A 22,228-nucleotide genomic window follows, 5' to 3' on the forward strand; every position below is an offset into this window, starting at 1 on the left:
TCAGGAAATGCGTTATGGCATGCGGCGAATTCGATGTTATTGCCCGCTACTTTAACCGTCATCGGACGGCTCGGCGAGATGTGCAGCAGGGCATTGGTGATGATTGTGCTTTGCTCTCGATCTCTGAGAAACAGCTGATTGCAATCAGTACAGATACTTTAGTCTCTGGTATTCACTTTTTGCCAGATATCGATCCAGCCGATTTAGGCTACAAATCTCTGGCGGTGAACCTCAGCGATTTAGCAGCAATGGGCGCGGATCCTGCTTGGGTTTCGCTGGCGCTGACGCTGCCTGAAATCAACGAGCCTTGGCTTGAGCGTTTTAGCGATAGCCTGTTTGAGCAGCTCGATTACTACGGCATGCAGTTGATTGGCGGTGATACTACACGCGGGCCGTTGAGCATTACGTTCACCATTAATGGTTTGGTGCCTGCGGGCCGTGCTTTGCTGCGTAGCGGTGCGCGTATTGGCGACTGGATCTACGTTACAGGTACGCTGGGAGATAGCGCTGCAGGGTTAGCGATTTTGCAAAATCGTCTAACGGTGGCTGATGAAGATGAACGTAACATGTTGATTCAGCGTCATCTTCGTCCACATCCTCGCGTGTTGCAAGGTCAAGCACTGCGTGATTTAGCGAGCTCGGCGATTGATATTTCTGATGGTGTGATTTCAGACCTAGGTCATATTCTCAAAGCGAGCGACTGTGGTGCTAATCTCTATTTAGACGACCTGCCACTGTCAGCGTGTTTGACCAATAATACGACGCCAGATCAGGCGTTGCAGTGGGCGCTTTCCGGTGGTGAAGATTATGAGCTCTGTTTTACTGTTCCAGAGATGCATCGCGGAGCATTAGACGTCGCACTGGGCTTACTGGGGGCTGACTTCACCTGCATTGGACAAATTGCACCGGCCGCTGACGGCATACGCTTCTGGCGCGGAAACGATCAGGTTGAGTTGGACTTTCAGGGGTTTGATCATTTTGGCAAAGATTAGCAAATACGATAGCAAGGCGGCAAAAGCACGCCTGCGCATGAGCAATCCTTGGCATCTTTTAGCAACGGGATTTGGCAGTGGGCTAAGCCCGATCATTCCAGGCACAATGGGATCTCTCGCGTCGATCCCATTCTGGTTGCTGCTGATCCAGCTACCGTGGCAGCTTTATTCGCTGATAGTGATGTTTAGCATCTGCATTGGGGTTTATATCTGCCATCGTACGGCCAAGGATATGAAAACTCACGACCATGGCAGTATCGTGTGGGATGAGTTTGTTGGCATGTGGATTACGTTGATGGCTTTGCCAGTGAATAGTTGGCAGTGGGTATTGGGTGGTTTTCTGGTTTTCCGCGTGCTAGATATGTGGAAACCATGGCCAATCCGTTGGTTTGATCGCAATGTTCACGGCGGTATGGGCATCATGGTGGATGATATCGTGGCGGGCGTTCTCTCTGCGTTGATTATCTATGTGATTGGCCATCACTGGCCAATAGCGCTATTTGGTTGAAAATATTGAAGAGGTTATCGTGAGTGAGTTAGATGCTTTTCGCGATAACCCTGTTCGGCACTTTCTAGAACCGTTGAGTCATTAGTATGCGTTATTCAAATCCGGTTTGTTCATGAGGCTGGTAAGCCATTTCTAACTCTGCAATCTCTTCGGATTTGAGCTCAATATCCAATGCAGCAATCGCATCTTCCAACTGAGAAGCGCGCGATGCACCAATAATCGGCGCGGTGACGACCGGCTTACTCAGCAGCCATGCGAGTGCAATCTGCGCCATTGATACGCCATGGTCGGCGGCAATGGCGCTAACTCTTTCAGCAATTTGACTATCGGCTTCATCAGTTGCATCGTAGAGCTTTTTACCAACCTCATCTGAAACCAAGCGTGCAGTGGTTTCTCCCCAAGGTCTGGCAAGACGCCCCCGAGCCAGCGGGCTCCACGGGATAACGGCAATATTTTCCTTCTCGCATAACGGATGCATTTCTCTTTCTTCTTCACGCTGAATTAAATTGTACTGATCCTGCATTGAGACAAATCGTGCCCAACCGTTTTGCTCTGATACCGCTAACGCTTTGGCAAACTGATGTGCATGCATCGATGACGCGCCGATATAGCTGACTTTTCCAGCTTCAACCACGTCATTTAAGGCTTCCAGCGTCTGCTCAATAGGCGTGTCGTAATCCCACCGATGGATTTGCAGCAGATCGATATAGTCTAAATTTAGGCGCTGTAGGCTGTCATCGACAGATTTCAGGATAGATTGACGTGATAACCCACCTTCTAGGTTGCTCAGAGGGAAATAGACTTTGGTTGCCACCACAATTTTGTCGCGCGACATAAATTTCTTGATTGCTTTGCCAAGAATTTCTTCACTGCTGCCGTCCGAGTAGCTATTTGCTGTGTCAAAAAAATTGATGCCAGCCTCATAGGCCTGTTGCAGCATAGGCAGACTGCTCTCTTCTGGTAAGGTCCACGCATGATTGCCGCGGCTGGGTTCTCCATAGGTCATACAGCCTAAACATAAGCGAGATACGTAGAGTTCAGTGCTGCCAAACTGGATATATTTCAAAATACCTCCTATGAAGCCATTGTTGATGAATCTTTATTTTCTTTCTAATAAAATTTCCAATAACTTATGTAATGATTATGGAATATTTCTAAAAAATATCAAATATCGAAAGTTGCTGAGATTATTGATGCTCAAAAGTTTAGAGTGAACTCATTCATAAAAACGATATTGAGAGTGATGGTTGGGCGTTCTTGTATATTAAATATATATTTATTCAGTACGATTTAATTGTTTTGAATAAATTATTAAATTATACGAAATTATCATGAGCATTTAAAAATGATATAACACTGAGTCTGTAGATGGTTAATGTATCTGCGGTAGGGATTTTTCTTAAGATTCATAATGGACTAAGTGGAACGCTATATGAACAAAAAATCAGAAGGGAGCGTAGCCCCGAAGGAAAGAATCAATATAAAGTATGTTCCTTCAACGGGGGAGCAGCATGATGAGGTTGAATTACCATTAAATCTACTCGTTATTGGGGATTTGAAGGGAACCACTGAAGAGCTTTCCATCGAGGAACGCCCCGCTGTATCTATTGATAAATACAATTTCTCTTCAGTGATGAGAGAGGCTGGGTTGAAGCTAGATATGGATGTTCCAAACAGATTAGATGAAAACTCTAAAGAAAATATGCGTGTACGATTAGAGTTTGAATCGATGGTGGATTTCACTCCCGATCAAGTTGCTCATCACGTGCCTGAATTAAATAAGCTATTAGAATTAAGAGAAGCATTGGTCGCCTTAAAAGGGCCATTAGGAAATATACCAGCATTCCGCTCACGCCTACAGTCATTGCTCTCTGATGAGTCAATTCGTGAACAGTTACTAAGTGAGCTGAATATGACCCTTCCATCTGGGGCGGATAAATAATTAATTTCGGTTATTTATCAACATAATCTTTTGAGTATAAAACAGGAATTAACTCAATGTCCTTAGAAACAGAAATCGAAACATCCGGTACGGAAGAGCGTGCGTTTGCACCTTCTTTACTGAATGAGATAATGGCACAAACAAGGTTGGCTCCAGGTGATGATGCCTACGACATTGCTAAGCAGGGCGTATCGGCATTTATCAGCAATATTCTAGAAAATGGAACTAATAACGAGCCGATTAATAAGTTATTAGTCGACAGAATGATTGCGGAGCTTGATAAAAAACTCAGTTCACAGATGGATGAAATTCTTCATGATTCTCGATTAAGGATTTAGAGTCTTCATGGCGTTCATTAAAACTTCTCGTTGATCGTACTGATTTTAAAGAAAACATTAAAATTCATATTCTCCATGCGACTAAAAGTGAGCTATTGGACGATTTTGAATACTCACCTGAGATTTCTCAGTCTGGATTCTACAAACATGTATATGCCAGTGGCTATGGGCAGTTCGGTGGTGAGCCAATAGCGGCTGTGGTTGGAAGCTATGCCTTTAACCAGAGCTCAGCGGATATGAAATTGCTGCAATATGTCAGCTCTGTGGGGGCGATGGCACATGCTCCTTTCCTCTCTTCCGTAGCGCCATCATTCTTTGGCTTGAATAGTTTTACTGAGCTATCGGCAATCAAAGAACTCAAGGCTGTTTTTGAAGGCCCTGCATATGTGAAATGGCGGGCTCTGAGAGAGACTGAAGACTCTCGTTATATTGGACTAACGGCTCCTCGCTTCTTGCTGCGTTTACCGTATGATCGTAACGATAATCCTGTAAAAACCTTCAATTATGAAGAGGATGTGAACGCCGATCATGAGCATTACCTATGGGGAAATACGGCTTATTTATTGGCTACTAATTTAACCGACAGTTTTGCTAAATATCGCTGGTGTCCAAATATCATAGGCCCTCAGAGCGGCGGTGGGGTTAGCGATCTCCCTGTTCATGTCTATGATTCTATGGGGCAGCTCCAGTCAAAAATCCCTACAGAAGTTTTAATTACCGATCGTCGAGAGTATGAACTCGCCGAGGAAGGCTTTATTACTTTAACGATGCGTAAAGGGAGTGATAACGCGGCATTTTTCTCTGCAAACTCGGTGCAAAAATGCAAAGTATTCCCGCCGACTCGCGAAGGGAAAACGGCAGAAACTAATTATAAATTAGGAACTCAGCTCCCTTATATGTTCATTGTGAACCGACTGGCTCATTACATTAAGGTATTGCAGCGTGAACAGTTAGGGGCATGGAAAGAGCGTCAGGATTTGCAGCGCGAGTTAAACCAATGGATACGTCAGTTTGTTGCCGATCAAGAGAATCCTCCTTCCGAGGTGCGTAGCCGTCGTCCTTTGCGTGGTGCTACGATTGAGGTCTCTGATGTTGACGGTGATCCTGGATGGTATCAGGTGTCTATGTCTGTTCGTCCGCACTTTAAATATATGGGCGCGAGTTTTGAACTATCACTTGTTGGTCGTTTAGATAAGGACTAGTGCATGTCAGCCCTCACGCCGTGGCGAAGGACTCGGGCGTGCAGTTTATTTGGGCGTATTGATGAGGAGGTATCAGCAAAGCCATTCGATAAAACGAGTGATTTGCTGGTATCTCTAAAGCAAAACCTAAATGCTGTGCTGAATTCACGCCCTGGATGTTGCCAAAGTAGCCCTACACTAGGGGTTATAGATTTTAATGATGCAACGGGAACCTCTGTTGATATATCAGCGTCGGTTTGTTTGGCGATTCAGCAATGTATTGAAAATTTTGACCCTAGGATAAAGTCCGTTGATGTGGCGACATTTAACAATGAAAACGATCCGTTAACGCTTTTTTTTCAGGTCAAAGCACATATACATTTCGAGGATATCGACAGCGTTGTTAATTTTAATATTCAGCTTGATGATAACTCACGCTATCAACTTCGTTAAATTAATTTAAATATGAAATTAGAAGATTATTTTAGAGATGAGTTGTCATATTTACGTCAGCAAGGTGAAGTGTTTTCTCAAGCTTGGCCCCAACTGACTCGCTTTCTTTCTGAGCAGAGTACCGATCCAGACGTAGAACGGTTACTGGAGGGGTTTGCTTTTCTATCTGGTAGCTTGCGTGCAAAAATTGAAGATGAATTTCCCGAGCTGACCCATGGATTGCTCAATATGCTATGGCCTAATTATTTGCGCTCAGTGCCTAGCATGACTATTGTGCAATATACCCCTAAGCTACAGGCAATCAGTGAAGCTGCATATATTCCTGAAAACGTTCTATTGGGTTCTAAATCTGTAGACAATATTTCTTGTCAGTTTTCAACCTGTCGTGGCGCATGGATTTTGCCACTAGAGCTGCATGAAATATTTTCTAATAATAGCAATGAAAATGGCACACTGACTCTAGCGCTCAAAACGTTTGGAGCTTTGCCGCTACGTCAAGTTCAGCTTGATAAGCTGAGAATCTATCTTGGTAATAACCACCATAGCGCCACTCAACTATACCTGTGGTTACAACAACATCTTCATCATACTTCTGTACATCTAGATGGTGTGGAGTTTGATATTCCACATTTAGATGTTTTGCCAATAGGATTTGAAAATACGGATGCATTGCTGCCGTATCCGAAGAATATCTATCCAGGATATCGGATATTGCAAGAGTATTTTTGTTTTCCTGAAGGATTATTCTTTCTTGATTTTAGCGGCTTTGATTCTTTACCTCAAAACACGCCTATCGAAAAAATTGATATTTCGTTCCACTTTGATAAGCCACTACCTTTAGACATCAAAATTCACTCTGATAGCATAAAGCTACACTGTGTTCCTGCGGTCAACCTTTTCCCATATCACAGTGAACCATTACAACTGGATGGGCGCAGTGTTAGTTATCCACTTAGAGTGAGCCATTCATCACCTGAGCTTTACGAGATTTTTTCGGTTCAAAAAGTTGAAGGCTGGTTGACTAAGCACGGGCATGAACAACGAGATAAAACTCGCCCAGCAAGAATATACCATCCGTTTGAGAGCTTCCGTCATCAAATCGAATATGAGCAGGATCGTTCCGCTCGTTATTACCATCTCAGTGTGCGTAATGCATTAAAAATGGATGGTTTCGAACATGACATAACATTTGTTCGTGGCGATGAATCTCTGGTAACAGATAATGAAGAGACAATCTCCACGAGGCTGCTCTGCACTAACCGACTCATTCCAACTAAGTTGGATATTGGTGACGTTAATGTGGGGTATAGCGACACGCCACCTTTTGTGACGTTCCAAAATATCACTCATCCAACAATGCCTTTAAGGCCAATTATGGATGGAAGTTTACAGTGGACGCTCGTTTCAAATTTATCTCTCAACTACTTGTCACTACTCGATAAAGACGCGTTATTACAAATTATCAGAAACTATGATTTCCCTGCGATGAATGATCAGCAGGCCTCTAGGGTTTCGCAGAAACGATTTGCAGGTATTGAACGTTTAGAAACATCTCCGGTAGATCGCTTGATAAAAGGGAGGCCGGTTAGAGGTATTCAATCCACTCTCTATATGCGTCAGTCTGCATTTTCCTGTGAAGGTGATATGTATTTATTTGGCAGCGTTTTGGCACGCTTTTTTGCATTATTTGCCAGTGTTAACGCCTTCCATGAACTGACCGTAGTCAATACGGATACACAGGCCAACTACCGTTGGCCACTTCAACTCGGCTGTCGGCCATTGATATGACTGAATTAACAAATATTCGAGATTATGATTTTTATCAGCTCGTCGAGTTGCTTTATCAAATTGAGGGGCAACATGTTGAGATGCGGCCTGCTCGTGCTCCTAAAGATGAATTTATTCGTTTCTCGTCTAATGCTTCCTTGGGGTTTCCCTCAAGCGATGTGGTTTCTCTAGAGAAAATAGAAAGTACGTATGCGTTAGAAGTGGCTTTTCTAGGGTTGCATGGCAGCCAATCGCCAATGCCCGGATATTATTTGGAACGCCTTGCTTGGGAATATGCTCAGAAAGATGGAAATCTTTACCATTTTCTGGACTTCTTTAATCATCGTTTTTTGATGTTGTTGCATCTTGCATGGCGAAAATATCGATACCACGTTCGTTATCGAGCCGATGGTCAAGATGGGTTCTCGCAAATGATGTTCTCTTTGGTTGGGTTGGGTAGCTCTGCACTTAGGGACGTTATCCCCGTTAACCACAGCAAAATGCTTGCCTATGCCGGGCTACTTGCTGCTCCTGGTCGTTCCCCTGCGGTGGTGGCAGGTCTGATCTCCCATTGCTTTGATCTTGCAACTGTTGATGTAACAAGCTGGGAATATCGTCGAGTCGCAATCGCTCCCCATCAACAAAACAGGCTTGGTGGAGTCAATTCCGATTTACGTGGAAATTTCGTTATTGGTGATTATGCACCCGATGTATGCGGAAAATTTACTTTATGTATTAATGAGCTATCTCATGATCATTTTCTGAGATTTTTACCTAATGGGGATCTCTATCAGCCATTAGTTACGTTTGTAGCCTTCATTCTTCGCGATCAATTTGCTTGGGATTTACAGCTTGGTTTGGCCGATAAGCAATTTGAGCCCACTTGCTTAGGCAATGATAAAGGCTGTTTGTTGGGGTGGACAACCTTTCTTGGCCAACCTCCCGAAGTCCCTCTCGTAACCATCGGTGTTCAGGAATAACAATATGGACAGGAGCCATGATATGGATACATTTTCGCCTTCTTCCGCAAAACTGACGCTTTATATTAAAGACGTAAAAACATTACGCGCAAGCGTTGAGCGAATGCATAGTTTTACGACTGACGGCGGCAGCTTTGGCTCAGAACCAAGTGGCATTGGCAATCACTGGCAATTACAAGATTCAGCAATGAAAGTGAGGGCGCTGAATGCCTATATAGTGTGGAACGACGGGCAGTTTTGTCTACAAGACCTTATTGGTAACTGCTTAATCAATAATTCAGTTCACGGTTGCCCACCCGAAAAGTTAATTGCGCTCGCTCAGGGAGACACAATTACTATCGGTGATTTAATTCTTACTGCGCATTTGCAACTGACTGCACATTCTCAATCTGCTCCTGATTATTTGCAATTACAAAATATCCTCAGCACCGAGGCAACAAACAATGTGAATCGAGTCATTGATGAACCTACATCAGTGAGCGCATCTCAACATCATTCTTATCTCCCATCACAAGAATCTGCCATGCATCCTTATGAACCAAGCACATTAGGTCTGAGCCGAAATTCGGTTGCAGACAATTCGGCAACGAGCTTGCTAGACAATCCTTTTCCTCATCGTGTGGAGCCGCCACTGACTTCGCAAGAAGAGCACATGATGGATGACGAGTATCTTGATGTCCCAGCGCCATATGCGCCATCCGCATCTGCGCTCGACAGCAATGCTGATATTTTCGAAAACGTGGCATTAACTCCCGTACTGCGTGGTCTTGGCGAGTTTCTTCCTTTTCGAAATAGCCAAGTTGCCAACGAATTTCTGGAAGAGGCGGGGAGGACTTTGCAGGCCGTGGTTAAAGGGCTACTCGCGCTAAACCAAACTCAACAAGTTGCCAATAAACAGCTGCAACCTATTGAAGATAATCCTCTACGACTGGGGTTGAGTTTTCAAGAGACGGTAGCGGTTCTTTATGGTGAACAGAAGAGTCAGGTTCATTTAACGCCTTCATCTGCGGTTACAGAAAGTTTGACTCATATGAGATTGCATTATCAGGCGTCATCTCAGGCAACAGATGCGGCACTTTCAGCTGTCATACAGAGCTTTTCTCCAGACGTATTGATCACTCGTTTTCAGCGTTATCGCCGCGATCATATGGTTAATCCGAGCGACCCAAATTGGATTTGGAATATGTATCAACACTATTTCAACGAGCTGCTTTCTGGGCGGCAGATCGGCGTTGAGAAACTGTTTCATGAAGTTTATGAGCAAGTGTATGACAAAACCCTCCGCCAACTTCAGGAGGAGGAAGCTAGATGAGTGCATGGCGTAAATATCTCATTGTAAGCATTACCGTAATTCTACTCGGAGGATGTAGCAAAGGCCCTTGGTTCGGAAAAGAGGTGCCTGATGCAACCAAGCTTCCCTCTACGCTGGGATTAACTTTATTGGCTGATAAGGACATTAATCCCAATGGTGAAAACGTGGCATCACCGCTGGCTTTTCAGGTGATCCTTATGTCTGAAGACTCAAAGCTGTTGGCCGCGGATTATGACCAATTAACGGCGAAAGAAATGAAAGATGTTTTGGGGAAAAATTACATCGACCATCAGGATTTTACTCTATTGCCAGGGCAGTACAAATATATCCAACCAACAGAATTAGACAGCAAAGTACGCTATGTCGGTATTGCTGCATATTACAGTCAGCCGAATGGCGCGCAATGGAAAAAGGTACTCAAGCTGGCGCCTATAGGCCACAACTATCAAGTATTGGTGCACCTGCATAAAGCTGATGTGGATATGCGCAAGGAGAGCGAGGATTAATTATGTTGACGCGAAATAGAATTGTTTGGAGTGAAGGCTTATTTATTAAACCACAACATTTTCAGCAGCAGCAGCGCCATATCGACTACTTATTACAGAGTCGTTTCGCTGCTTTAGGGGAGCATTTTTTTGGTGTTACCGAGCTGAAGATTAATGATGATCACCTGAGTTTTGGTCGAATCACATTAAGTGGTGCTTCCGGCATTATGCCTGATGGCAGCGTTTTCAGCCTGCCTTATGAAGATGTTATGCCTCAGCCGTTAGAAATTAGCGATGCTAGTTTTGTTGGCCAAAAGGTGTATCTCGCTCAGGCGCTGGCAAATGATCACGTGACTGAAATTAATTTCCACGATCAATCCGGACCAAATCGCTCTCGTTTTCAATCATATAAGGAAGATGTTCGCGATCTTTACTCCACTAGCGCAGACATTACAGAGTTGCCGTTGGCAAAAGTGAATCTACGTCTGATGTTGGAACATGAAGACCGCAGTACCTATGCGGCATTGCCGATTGCGCGAATTGCTGATAAGCGCCCCGATGGCAGTATTCTGCTGGATCATGAGTTTATTCCAAGCTGTCTGTCTATTAGCTCAACGCCGCGGCTGAAAAGTTTTCTATCTGAAATTAGTGGCTTAGTGAATGAACGAGCTAAAAATTTGGCAGAAAGAATTGGTTCACCCAATCAGCAAGGTGTGGCGGACGTCGCTGAGTTTATGCTGCTGCAAATGCTTAACCGAGTTCAACCACAGCTTCAGCATTTAACCCATCGGGCGACCTTGCATCCTGAGCCGTTGTTTCATGAATTAATTGGCCTGTGCGGCGAAATTATGACATTTACCGATGCCTCTCGTTTGCCGATTGATACTCCAGTTTATCGGCATGATGACTTACAGCACAGCTTTGCGCCGCTGATGTTAGCTCTACGCCAAGCTTTGAGCACGGTGCTTTCTCCTCGAGCTGTGTCGTTGCAGTTACGAGAACAACGCTTTGGGGTTTTTGTGGCAGTCGTTGGGCAAGTCGAATTACTTCAAGAGGCCGAGTTTGTGTTGGCTATTCGCGCCAATATGCCATTGGAGGTGCTCAGCAAGCAGTTCATCCAGCAGAGCAAAGTAGCGACGCCGGAAAAAATCATGCAGCTGGTGGGATCACATACTCAAGGTATTCCTCTGCGTTTGCTGACATCAACGCCAAGGCAGTTGCCTTATCACAGTGGTTACCTTTATTTCTCTCTCGATCGTCAAAGCCCGCATTGGCCTGAGTTGGCTAAAAACAGCGGCTTTGCATTCCACATCGGCGGCAAGTTCCCGAATCTTGACATGCAATTCTGGGCGATCAGGAGATAACACAAATGGATGCAATAGAAGATACAGCGGAACGCGCTACCGAAACTAAAGGTGGTATTGATTTCAAAAGTGGGTTGGGCGGGGCAGGTGAGGTGATGCATGCCGTGAGCGATGATGCGCTGTCCTGCATGATGCATAAAAACCCTTTAATTGAAGCATCGTCACCGCTGTTAGGGTTTATCAATCGCATCAAGTCGTTGAATGAGCCACCAGTAATAGAACCACTGATTGCTCAGATCGAACAGGAAATAAAAGGCATTTTACAACGGCTTGAAATTGAAAATTACGAGCCAGGTATTTTGCTGTCTTGGAGTTATTTCTTCTGCACCTTTATCGATGAAATGGTGATGGCCAGACCGTGGGGGGTTGAGGGGTGGGCTCAGCATACGTTGTTGGTGAGATTCCATAGCGAAACTTGGGGGGGAGAGAAATGTTTTCAACTGATCGACCGCCTGCTGCTTGAACCGGCCCGTTATCGCGATTTGCTGGCGTTTATACATTTATGTCTGTGTTTAGGTTTTCAAGGCCGCTATCGGATGACGATGCAATATCAAGAAGATCGCGAAAAAATCTTGAGGAACATACATCAGAAATTACAGGCCTTAAACAAGGTTGATTCGACAAAACGCCAAGAAATGCTTAATGCGACGGTGATGCACTATGGCAAAGCGAACAATGAGTCCCGTTATCGTTTAAATCGGTATTTGTCTGGTAAGAAAGTGTTATGGGGCATTGCGCTAGCTGTTTTGCTGGGGTACGGGATGTTTGATTGGAGCCTGCATAGTCAGACACAAAATATCATCACTCAGCTCAATGCTCTGTTGCCATAAATAAAAGTCACCAAGGATGCGGCGAAGGGAAAGTAGCCCCCATTTTCGCTGAGTCTAGGACAAGGAGAAACCCTATGATTCGAATCGATCTTCCCGCTTTAGTAGAGCGTTTACACCCTGTTGCCCGCAACGCGTTGGAAAATGCTGCGGCTTGGAGTTTAGGCCAGCAGGCGACAGAAATCACCGTTGGGCATTTCTTGAATCACTTGCTCGAAACACCGCTATGTGATGTAAGGATGATTTTTAGTCAGCTAGATGTGGATATAGATTCGCTGAAGCAGACTCTGTTAAACCAACCATTAGATCGTTCAGCTTATCCGCAAAGTTATCCTAGCTTTTCTCCTCTATTGGTGGAGTGGTTGCAAGACAGTTGGCTACTCGCATCCGTTGAGTTACAGCATGAAAATCTACGCAGCGGTGTTCTCTTACTGGGCTTACTACATCATCGCCATAGATATTTATCTGCGGAGGTTTGCTATCGATTAGAGGGATTAAACCGAGAGCAATTAACGAAAGACTTTGCCCAACTAACTCAGGACTCGGCGGAAACGCCCGTGGTCAAAGAGTCAAATTCTCAGAATACATCACATCAACAAGCAGGGGGCGCTGAAGGTTCTCTTCTGTCTCGCTTTACGCAGAATATCACTGAGCAAGCGCGTGTTGGAAAACTGGATCCCGTTTTGTGCCGCGACGATGAAATTGATTTGATGATCGATATCTTGTGCCGGCGTAGAAAGAATAATCCAATCGTCGTCGGAGAGGCCGGAGTTGGTAAAAGCGCACTGATAGAAGGTCTTGCGCTGCGTATGATTGCTGGATTAGTGCCTGAAAAAATTCGCGGTAGCGAACTTCTTAGCCTTGACTTGGGGGCTATGCAAGCAGGAGCTTCAGTAAAAGGTGAGTTTGAAAAACGCTTTAAAGGACTAATGCAGGAAGTTCTCGAGGCAGAATATTCAATTATTTTGTTTATCGATGAAGCACATACATTGATCGGTGCAGGTAATCAGCAAGGCGGCCTAGATGTTTCCAACTTATTAAAGCCCGCGTTAGCACGTGGTGAGTTGAAAACTATTGCGGCGACAACATGGCATGAATATAAAAAATATATAGAAAAGGATGCCGCACTATCGCGTCGTTTTCAGGTTGTTCAGGTAAAAGAGCCGTCAATAGAACAGGCAACGATTATTTTACGTGGCTTACAGTCTCGCTATGAGCAGGCACACAATGTTCTTATAAATGAAGATGCAATTCAGGCTGCCGCTCAGCTGAGCGCGCGCTATCTTTCAGGCCGCCAATTACCGGATAAAGCGATAGATGTGCTTGATACGGCCTGTGCTCGCTGTGCCATTAACCTGACAACGCCACCTCGTGCGATTAGCTCATTACACACTCGTTTAAGCGAATACCAGCTTGAAATTACGCAGATAGAGCGTGAGCAACGGATTGGCTTAAATGATCATGCCAGCCGTTTAAGCGATCTCTATCAGCTACAGCAAACATCTAAAAATGAGCTCGATGAACAACATCAGGTTTGGCAACAACAGCAAAAACACGTCGTTGAAATTATCAGCTTGCGCCAACGCATTCTGGCCGAGGGAAGCACTCCTGAGATAGCTGAAAATCTGGTTCAACTTGAAAATGAACTTTCCGAACTACAGAAGCAAGGAGTTATCGTTACTCCTCATGTCGACCGTTTGCTCGTTGCTTCTGTTATTGCTGAGTGGACAGGAGTGCCCCTCAATCAAATTTCTCGTAGCGAATTGAAAGTGATTACGGAATTGCCGGAATATTTGCGCGGTGATATCAAAGGGCAAAATCTTGCGCTTAGCCATCTACATCGTCATCTGCTTACGGCTCGCGCGGATTTACGTAAAACTGGACGTCCTCTGGGAGCCTTTCTATTAGTTGGGCCTAGCGGTGTGGGTAAAACAGAAACCGTATTACGCATCGCCGATCTGTTATTCGGGGGGCGAGCTTGGCTTACTAGTATCAATATGTCTGAGTTTCAAGAGAAACATACCGTATCTCGCCTGATTGGTTCCCCTCCTGGCTACGTTGGCTATGGAGAAGGCGGAATACTGACCGAAGCTATTCGTCAAAAGCCTTATTCAGTTGTGTTGCTTGATGAAGTTGAAAAAGCGCATCCTGATGTACTAAATCTGTTCTATCAAGCCTTTGATAAAGGTGAATTAGCCGATGGTGAAGGGCGGATTATTGATTGCAAAAATGTAGTTTTTTTCCTGACGTCAAACTTGGGATACCAAACTATTGTTGATCATAGTGATCGCCCTGAGGAAATTCAGGATGCACTCTATCCTGAGTTGGCTGCGTTCTTTAAACCCGCATTATTAGCGCGTATGGAAGTCATTCCTTATTTGCCGCTATCACCAGACGTTTTACGTGAAATTGTTGCAGGCAAATTAGCCCATCTTGATAAGACATTATCTGAGCGGTTCAATGCGCAGATTGTTATTGATGATGAGGTGCATGAAGAGATTATGCGTCGCGCTCACCGTAAAGAAAATGGGGCGCGTATGTTGGAGTCGGTTATCGATGGTGTGTTGTTGCCGCCAGTTTCTCTTATCTTGTTACAGCGAATGGCGGCAGGAGAATCAATCACCAAGATCCATTTTAGCGCTGAGGATGGAGAGTTTGGCGTTGAGGTAGATAGCTGATGATCAATCCAGCACAACAGGCCACGTTGGCGTTGTTGTCATGTGAAACGCTGGAAACTCTGGGGCAAGCTTTTTGCGAATGCATTCAGCAATGGGCCCCGGAGGCTTATCTTCTGAATGGCGTCATTCCCGTCAGTGGACAGGAATTAACATGCTATATAAATGGCAGGGATTCGGCTGCGCTGAAGTTGAGGTTTGATGATTTCAGCCATCCGTTTTCTCAGGTAATGCGCACAGGAAAAGCGAGTATTTGGTCAACGCTCAATTATGGTGTGCGCATTGAGCATCAGGCGTTTCGGCAGCTCGTCCAGAGTATGGGCAAAGAGTGTGGCCTGTTCGTGCAACCTTTATTTGATGCCGAGCAACGCCTCTATGGCCTATTTGCCATTTTTGATAGCACCGCGATGCTCAATGCTTTGCAACAAACTGAACATCCGTTTATTTATTTGCTGCAAGTGTATCAAGCACAGATTAAGCATTTGAAAAAAGAAGCCGACATAATGGCTAAAAATCATGTGCGAAATAGAGATAACGATGTTTTAGCTCTGTCGAGGAATGATGCTACTGCTGTATTGCCGCGTGTCCTTGTGGGTAATAGTTCTTATATTTGCCAATTGCGAAAAAAAATTCAGGTTGCTATTACACACGATATTCCAGTTGCGATTGAAGGGGAAAGTGGGAGTGGTAAAAGCGAGATAGCGCAATTAATACATACCTATTCACAGCCGCCAGGCTCTTTGGTTACTGTGGATTGCAATAGTCTAGATTTACAGCAGCAAGGGGAGCACTTGTTTGGTCACACTAATGTGGCTGAAAGCGCGTTGATGCAGGCGAATAAGGGAACACTGCTGCTTGAGAATATCGATAAGCTTGCCTCTTGCTGGTATGGAAAATTACAGCATGCGTTAGATTGCGGTGAAATAATGCCATGCCAGAACTTGGAGCAGGGTTCCAGTCGTTTTAGACTCTTAGTCACTAGCTGTCAGCCGTTGTCTACAATAGCTTCATCTATACCTACTTTTCTCCCTGTATATCAACGTATTAATCATTATCCGCTCAAATTACAACCCCTGCGTTATTGGCGGGAGGATTTGGTTGTGCTTAGTCAGCACCTTCTTCGCAAACTGTGCCTGCAACATCAAAAACCATCATTCGTTATTTCTGATGAGCTACAGCTTCAACTCCACTCTTATCATTTTCCCGGCAATGTTTCAGAGCTGAAAAGGCTTCTGGAACTCTTGTTGTTGGAATCGTCTAGAGCGGGAAATTCGGAAGGTCATGTAGAAAATAATGCAGCACTCATGGAGCTGTTGGCGCTCAATTTTAGTATTGGCTCTGTCACTGAACCTGATTACACCCAATCGGGCAGCTTGAAAGAGGTGGTTTCTGTTTTCGAAAAAGCGGTGATAAATCATCGTCTGCTTAGGCAGTGTTTTAATAAAGAGAGGGTCGCTATGAGTTTGGCAATCTCCCGCCGTTCATTGGATATGAAATGTAAGAAATTAGGGTTAGCCCGATGAAAAACAAACTAAGCATAGGCGTAGTGGCGATTTCATTGATCTCTATGGGGAGTTGGGCTGCAGGAAAACCGCAGAAACCCGAGATCAGTATGGCTTTATCGCCCGATATACAACTGGCACTAAGTGCATGTCGCGATCAGCCATCTCCTTTACCTCGATTGCAGTGTTATGACCAAGCGTGGCACCCAGAAATTAGGGCCATGAGTAAAGATAAAGCCGATGAAACATGGCGACAGATTATGGCTCAGGAGCAACAAAGAACGTCAGATGATCCACCGTTGATGCTGCGCGAACTTAAAAATACGAGCGGACAGCCAGTATTAATGATAACGACTCCGAGCTTAGAACATAGCTTTACGCGCGCAATTTTAGCCGTGAGCTGCGTAGAGAATATTACTCGTATGCAAATTGTGTTTTATCAGCCACAGGGGAGCGGGGAAAGCGCTTTGACACTACGAACCGATCGCAATGACATCAACTCGCGTTGGTTTTGGCGCTCAAGTGGCTACCGCCTTGAATCTAGTCGCGGGCTAAGTGGTATAGCAGAAATTCAGCAACTGATAGGCGGAACGACACTCACCATTTTAACGGGAAAGGAAACGCTTAATGGCTTGAGTTTTCGACTCAATAATCTTCAGACAACGTTACAGCCATTACGCAAAGCGTGTCACTGGTGATAACAAAACACTGGCGGGATAAGTCGGTAGATACAGGGATATGTAATTAATATGAGTACATTAGAAAATGTTGTTTTGATGGATCATCCTTGGCGTCAGCGAATTTTGACCTCATTGCCTGCGGTAAATATGGCGGCTCGGGTGTCTGATGATTTGCCATTATGGGAAGCTATCGACAGTGAAATTGCCAAATTAGGCTCGCTGTCTCATGAGCAGGTAGATATTCCCAATCTCCAGAAAGGCTGTCTCAGCCTGCTAGAAACTGAATGCAAAGATATGCGTATTGTTGTGCACTTATTACGCACTTTGCAGCATGGTGCACAGCCGTCAAATATCGCTCTTGCGTGTACGCTGATCGTGGATTTCGTCAGCCATTATTGGTCTGTGGCATGGCCTCAGGATGCGAAGTTACGCCAGCGTCTGTTGCTACAAGTGATCAAGCGATTCGGTAGTAGTACCAGCTATTTTTGCCAACAGGCTGATGAGAATTCACGTGAGTTGGTGCGTAGCGGTTTATTACAGTTGCAGGCGTTCTTGAGCCCCCTTGATCCGCTCTTAGCGAATGAAGTTTCTGTACTCATACCTCAGTTTGAGCGAGAGAGAGAGGCAACGTCTCTAGCCCTTTCTTCAACGCCTGTTACAACCAAAACAGTGGTATCACAGGACAACGCGGATATTCCCACAGTTATGCCTAAAGTGGAGGTCCAACATGAGTCGGACCGAGTTTGGCGCCAAACACTGCTTAAAGTCGCTGAGTTGTTATGTGAGAGCCATCCTGATGATCCGATAGGCTATAGCCTGAGACGACATGCCATCTGGTACACATTGCAGACAGCTCCTTTAAGTAAAGATGGGCGACTGACACAGTTGGCTGCTGTATCTCGTGAACGCGTCGCAGACTATCGTTCGGCACTACAGAGCGCGGCTCTCCCTTTATGGCAACAAATTGAAACCAGTATCACCTTAGCGCCTTATTGGTTTGACGGGCATTTTCTTTCGGCACAAATTGCGCGTCACCTCGGTTTTAACAATGTAGCCGATGCCATCCGTGAAGCTGTGCTGCGTCTACTAGATAAAATTCCTGCGTTGCGACAAATGACATTCAGTGACGGCTCTCCGTTTGTTAGCGATGACACACAACAGTGGTTAGCTGAACGTCAACAAAGTAGCCGCTTTTCTAGCGGCTCTTATGAGCTGGTATGGGACAAATATAGAGAGCAAGGGCTTAATGCTGCGCTGCAACAGTTAGAACAACAACAGATGGATGTACAGGAACCTCGAGAACAGTTTTATAACCAATTAACAATAGCTCAGTTGCTGATGCAAGCAGGTTTAACAACGCTGGCGAATCAGCATTTTGATAACTTGTGGCGTAATAGTCAGGGGGTGACTCTCGCGGATTGGGAGCCTTCTTTGCTTACTATACTGGCTCAAAATTCTCTATCGGCGGGGATATCGGCTGAGCGTCCTGTTCCTGTATTAGCGGGTGAGGAGTAAGCCATCATGACTATTCTATCTCTTATATCTACTGTCGTTTCTAATGTGTTAACCCCTATTCGCTACATTCGTAATTTAACGCGTTTTAGGCTGCCATTCTCCCTACCTCGCTTATCTTTCTCACTCGTTGTGCTGTGGATCTTATGGATCATCGGTTTATTTAGCATCTGGTGGTGGGGACCTCTTTGGCATATTGGTGATTTAGCACCCCTGAGTACGCCAAGCCGACGGGTTGTTGCCACATTGCTTATGCTGCTCTTAGCTTTGAGCGTGGTGAGTATCTATCTGTATACACAGGTGGCTAAAAGCGTTGTCGGCGCGGTTCAAGATAAAAATGAGCCGTACAAAAATAGTCTTGAGCAGCAAAAAGAGTATTTAAATGGCTGGTTAGCCCATTATCAGCAAAGAAGCCATCGGCGTAATGCTATGTATGAGCGGCCTTGGTACATCGTGCTGGGACAAAGTTTAAGTGGTAAAACCAGCTTAATCCAAAAATCCAATCAGATCATTCCCATTGGCATTGCAGATAAACAATATGTAGCAAATAAAGATCGCTCTGCATTCAAAATGCTCCAGCTCTGGTTGACTCAGCAGGCTGTCATCATCGATCCGCCGAGAGAGTTTTTCAGCCCTACTGATGAGGAAACAGAAAAAGATGAGAGCGAGGCTGACATCTCTCGTGGCCGTGCTTTACATCTTCATTTACAAGATTGGCTTATGGAGGTTCGTCAGCGCCAACCGCTAAACGGCGTCATTTTGACCGTTAATATTCAGGAAATCATGGAAATGACATCTGAAGGGCGACGCGAGTGGTCGCAGAGATGGCAAACCCATATTTTAGAAATGAGCGATCGATTTGCTTGTCGAATTCCTGTTTATTTAGTGTTCACTAAATTAGATGTTTTAACCGGGTTTGAGACGATTTATCCCTTATTAGAGCGTTCTTTACTTGATGAGACTCTGGGGATCACATTTGCGGCAAATACTGAGTCTGACGAAGAATGGCGGGGCGAACTTTCTAAGTTTTGGAGTGAATGGCAGGAGAACTTTAATGAGTTGATGCCTGAGCACATGGTGCATCGTACGTCGCTCGATCTCCGTTCTGCATTGTTCAATTTTGTTGGACAAATTGCGGGATTACGCTCAGTCGTAGAGGAGGTAATTAGTGGTTTAAAACGCCACTATAATCGCGATCCAGGGCGCCAAATGCTCATTCGCGGCTGCTATTTCACTTCAAGTCTGCAACAAAATCGGCGCAGTGATTTCTTCAGCGATACGATTTGCCGCCATTACAAACTGTATGTCAGTAATAAAAATGTGTGGGCGAATAATGATAATCAGCGCGGTTATTTTATCCAGAAACTATTTAATCAGGTTCTCTTTTCGGAGCCAAATCTTGCCGGTGAAAACTACGAGCACGTCAGAGTACGGCGTCACAATCTGACATTGATTGCCGTGATTTCTGGCGGCTTCGCGGTGCTCCTGCTCAGTGGTTGGTATTACTACTATTTGCAAAATTATCACGCTGGCGAAATGGCGCTGCGTAAGGTTAGCGAGTTCCAGAGACTGGGCGAACCAGCCCACAATCAGCCGTTAGGGGCTGACTGGCTGCCGCATATGAATATCATTCGCGATGCAACCATGTCTTACGGTGATTACCGTGAGAAAAACCAATTTTTGTCTGATATGGGGCTGTATCAGGGGGCAAAAATAGGTCAACTGGTTGAGAAGACATATTTGCGCTTGCTGGAATCGCGCTTCTTACCTGTGCTTATGAAGGATTTGCAGCAGCATTTGGACGGTGCACCGGCAAACAGTGAAGAGAAGCTCGCCATACTCCGCATCATGCGCATGATTGATGACAAAAGCGGACGTAACATCCCGCTGGTTGAAGAGTATATGCGTGCGCGCTGGCAAACGGCATTTACGGGACAGCGCGACGTTCAAGAACGTCTGATGATGCACCTTGATTACGCTTTACAGCATACAGACTGGGCGTTGGATCGCAGTCGTTCAGATGCTGAAGCTATCAAATCCTATGAACCGTTCTCCGCTTCAATTCGTGCTGCGCAAATTGAGCTAAGTAAGCTGCCGCTATATCAGCGTGTATATCAAAACTTAGTGATTAAAGCGAAAGAGCAGCTTCCACAGGATATGGATTTGCGTACTGAAATTGGTGCCCAGTTTGATTCAGTTTTTGTGTTTGATAATGAAGCTCTGCTCAAAGTGCCTCAATTCTGGACTCGCTATGGGTTAAGCCATTTCTTTGTTAAGCAAACCGACAAGCTCGTCTCGATCACTGCGCTCGACGCATGGGTATTGGGGTTAACCGACAATGTAGATTATAGCGATGCGGATAAAGCTGAAATTGAACGCCAAATTACGGATCGGTACGTTGGGGATTACACCAGCACTTGGCGTAATGCGGTTAACAACCTGAGCATCAAGCCATTTGATGATGTTGAACAAGCTTCAACGGCTTTGGACGCGGTGCTCAATAATGGACAGCCATTGTGGAGAACGTTGGTTTTACTGGGTGACAACACGCAACCTCATTTAGTAACCGCGCTATCTAGCGACGTGAAAACGCCGGTTGTTGTGGCGGCTAAACAAGGGAAAAACCAGAAAACAGTCGCAGACAAGGTGCTTAACTCGGCACAAAAAGAGTCGCTTGAACAACTGGCAGAACAACCTGAATACGTGCTGCTCAGTCGTATAGGTCGTCCGTTCTCAGAACAAAATGCATTAGTTGAGAGTGGTGATGATCAGAATGGTCAGGTTCAACAGGCTTATAAAGCGTTGAATGATATGAGCAATGAACTGCACCGGATCAGCAATGCGCCTGAGCCGGGCAAAGCAGCGCTCCTGCTGGTGCAGATGAGATTGCAGCAAAATAATGCCGATGCATTCTTTACGGCCCAACAGCTGTCTAAAAACTTGTCGGATCCGCTAGGGCGCTGGGTTGAACAACTGGCTGATAATAGCTGGAAGGCCGTGACTGCTTTGGCATTGCAATCACTGGAAGCTGAATGGTCGAAAACGGTAGTGACGCCGTTTATGAACCAAATGGCCGATCGTTATCCATTTAATCCGGAGGCAAGCAAAGAAGTTGCGCTTAGCGATATGGAGCGGTTCTTTGGACCAAATGGAACGTTGGACAGTTTCTACAAAAACAACCTGAAAGTGTTTATTGACGGTAATGGTTCTTTGGATAGCGAAGGCAATAGCCTGATCCGTCCTGAAATACTAACGGCGTTGGAACAGGCAGAGAAAATCCGCTCAACATTTTTTACCGCGCAAAATGGATTTGGTATCCAGTTTGCGATTTCTCCGGTTGATCTCAGCGCCAACAAGCGTCGGGCTGTCCTCAATCTAGATGGGCAACTGGTGGATTACACACAAGGTAATAGCCATACGGCACATTTGGTATGGCCAAACACTATGCGTGCGGGTAATGAAAGTAAATTGACCTTAGTGCCTGATGTTAGCGGCGGCTCCCCACGCAGTGTGGGTTATGTGGGGCCTTGGGCGATGTTCCGGCTTTGGGATAAAGGTGAGCTCACCAACGTACAAGACAATAGCTTTGATATGCGTTTTGCCGTTGATAACGGAACAATGATCTACCGCGTATATGTGGATGAATCAAATAATCCGTTTGCGGGTGGCTTATTCAGTCAGTTTACGCTGACCGACCAACTTTACTGATC

At 45.3% G+C, this 22,228-nt stretch carries 16 protein-coding genes and 1 pseudogene; 16 read left to right on the plus strand and 1 reads right to left on the minus strand.

Annotation, left to right across the window (positions count from 1 at the left end):
* Positions 1 to 14 precede the first annotated feature (14 nt).
* Positions 15 to 992 carry a thiamine-phosphate kinase gene (gene thiL / locus M988_RS04995; RefSeq protein WP_008814313.1) on the plus strand — a complete coding sequence of 326 codons (978 nt, stop codon included), beginning with the start codon at positions 15 to 17 and terminating at the stop codon, positions 990 to 992.
* Positions 979 to 1,500 (plus strand): phosphatidylglycerophosphatase A, encoded by a 522-nt coding sequence (gene pgpA, locus M988_RS05000; protein WP_074388429.1) that lies wholly within the window; start codon positions 979 to 981, stop codon positions 1,498 to 1,500. Before thiL ends, pgpA begins: the two co-directional genes overlap by 14 nt.
* A 91-nt stretch (positions 1,501 to 1,591) precedes the next feature.
* Here the strand turns inward: pgpA and M988_RS05005 are convergent, their stop codons facing one another.
* Positions 1,592 to 2,566 (minus strand): aldo/keto reductase, encoded by a 975-nt coding sequence (locus tag M988_RS05005; RefSeq protein ID WP_064573116.1) that lies wholly within the window; start codon positions 2,564 to 2,566, stop codon positions 1,592 to 1,594.
* Positions 2,567 to 2,932: 366 nt separating this feature from the next.
* On the opposite strand from M988_RS05005, the gene tssB reads away from it, so the two are divergent.
* The 14 genes and pseudogenes from tssB (at position 2,933) to tssM (ending at position 22,226) form a co-directional block, all read left to right on the plus strand.
* Positions 2,933 to 3,442, plus strand: coding sequence for a type VI secretion system contractile sheath small subunit (gene tssB, locus M988_RS05010; RefSeq protein WP_008814310.1), 510 nt, complete (start codon positions 2,933 to 2,935; stop codon positions 3,440 to 3,442).
* A 56-nt stretch (positions 3,443 to 3,498) separates the two neighbouring features.
* Positions 3,499 to 4,982: pseudogene (gene tssC, locus M988_RS05015) on the plus strand (type VI secretion system contractile sheath large subunit).
* A 3-nt stretch (positions 4,983 to 4,985) separates the two neighbouring features.
* Positions 4,986 to 5,414, plus strand: a complete 429-nt coding sequence (gene tssE / locus M988_RS05020; protein WP_008814307.1) for a type VI secretion system baseplate subunit TssE — start codon at positions 4,986 to 4,988, stop codon at positions 5,412 to 5,414.
* 12 nt (positions 5,415 to 5,426) lie between these two features.
* Positions 5,427 to 7,202, plus strand: coding sequence for a type VI secretion system baseplate subunit TssF (tssF, locus tag M988_RS05025; protein WP_008814306.1), 1,776 nt, complete (start codon positions 5,427 to 5,429; stop codon positions 7,200 to 7,202).
* Positions 7,199 to 8,161 (plus strand): type VI secretion system baseplate subunit TssG, encoded by a 963-nt coding sequence (gene tssG, locus M988_RS05030; RefSeq protein WP_008814305.1) that lies wholly within the window; start codon positions 7,199 to 7,201, stop codon positions 8,159 to 8,161. Before tssF ends, tssG begins: the two co-directional genes overlap by 4 nt.
* A 22-nt stretch (positions 8,162 to 8,183) precedes the next feature.
* Positions 8,184 to 9,473, plus strand: a complete 1,290-nt coding sequence (gene tagH / locus M988_RS05035; RefSeq protein WP_224451916.1) for a type VI secretion system-associated FHA domain protein TagH — start codon at positions 8,184 to 8,186, stop codon at positions 9,471 to 9,473.
* On the plus strand, positions 9,470 to 9,979 hold the full coding sequence (gene tssJ / locus M988_RS05040) for a type VI secretion system lipoprotein TssJ (RefSeq protein WP_008814303.1): 510 nt from the start codon (positions 9,470 to 9,472) through the stop codon (positions 9,977 to 9,979). The genes tagH and tssJ overlap by 4 nt, the downstream gene beginning before the upstream one ends.
* A 2-nt stretch (positions 9,980 to 9,981) precedes the next feature.
* A complete protein-coding gene (gene tssK, locus M988_RS05045; RefSeq protein ID WP_008814302.1) occupies positions 9,982 to 11,322 on the plus strand; it encodes a type VI secretion system baseplate subunit TssK in 1,341 nt (446 codons plus the stop codon).
* A gap of 5 nt (positions 11,323 to 11,327) precedes the next feature.
* A complete protein-coding gene (gene icmH, locus M988_RS05050; RefSeq protein ID WP_064573119.1) occupies positions 11,328 to 12,152 on the plus strand; it encodes a type IVB secretion system protein IcmH/DotU in 825 nt (274 codons plus the stop codon).
* 74 nt (positions 12,153 to 12,226) lie between these two features.
* Positions 12,227 to 14,827 carry a type VI secretion system ATPase TssH gene (gene tssH, locus M988_RS05055; protein ID WP_064573123.1) on the plus strand — a complete coding sequence of 867 codons (2,601 nt, stop codon included), beginning with the start codon at positions 12,227 to 12,229 and terminating at the stop codon, positions 14,825 to 14,827.
* Positions 14,827 to 16,347 carry a sigma 54-interacting transcriptional regulator gene (locus M988_RS05060; protein ID WP_064573124.1) on the plus strand — a complete coding sequence of 507 codons (1,521 nt, stop codon included), beginning with the start codon at positions 14,827 to 14,829 and terminating at the stop codon, positions 16,345 to 16,347. Before tssH ends, M988_RS05060 begins: the two co-directional genes overlap by 1 nt.
* Positions 16,344 to 17,024 (plus strand): type VI secretion system-associated protein VasI, encoded by a 681-nt coding sequence (gene vasI, locus M988_RS05065; protein ID WP_064573125.1) that lies wholly within the window; start codon positions 16,344 to 16,346, stop codon positions 17,022 to 17,024. Before M988_RS05060 ends, vasI begins: the two co-directional genes overlap by 4 nt.
* Before the next feature lie 51 nt (positions 17,025 to 17,075).
* Positions 17,076 to 18,521, plus strand: a complete 1,446-nt coding sequence (gene tssA, locus M988_RS05070; protein WP_064573126.1) for a type VI secretion system protein TssA — start codon at positions 17,076 to 17,078, stop codon at positions 18,519 to 18,521.
* A 6-nt stretch (positions 18,522 to 18,527) separates the two neighbouring features.
* Positions 18,528 to 22,226, plus strand: a complete 3,699-nt coding sequence (gene tssM / locus M988_RS05075; protein ID WP_064573127.1) for a type VI secretion system membrane subunit TssM — start codon at positions 18,528 to 18,530, stop codon at positions 22,224 to 22,226.
* Positions 22,227 to 22,228 lie beyond the last annotated feature (2 nt).

The organism is Hafnia paralvei ATCC 29927 (genome assembly GCF_001655005.1).
GTDB classification, from domain to species: Bacteria; Pseudomonadota; Gammaproteobacteria; order Enterobacterales; family Enterobacteriaceae; genus Hafnia; species Hafnia paralvei.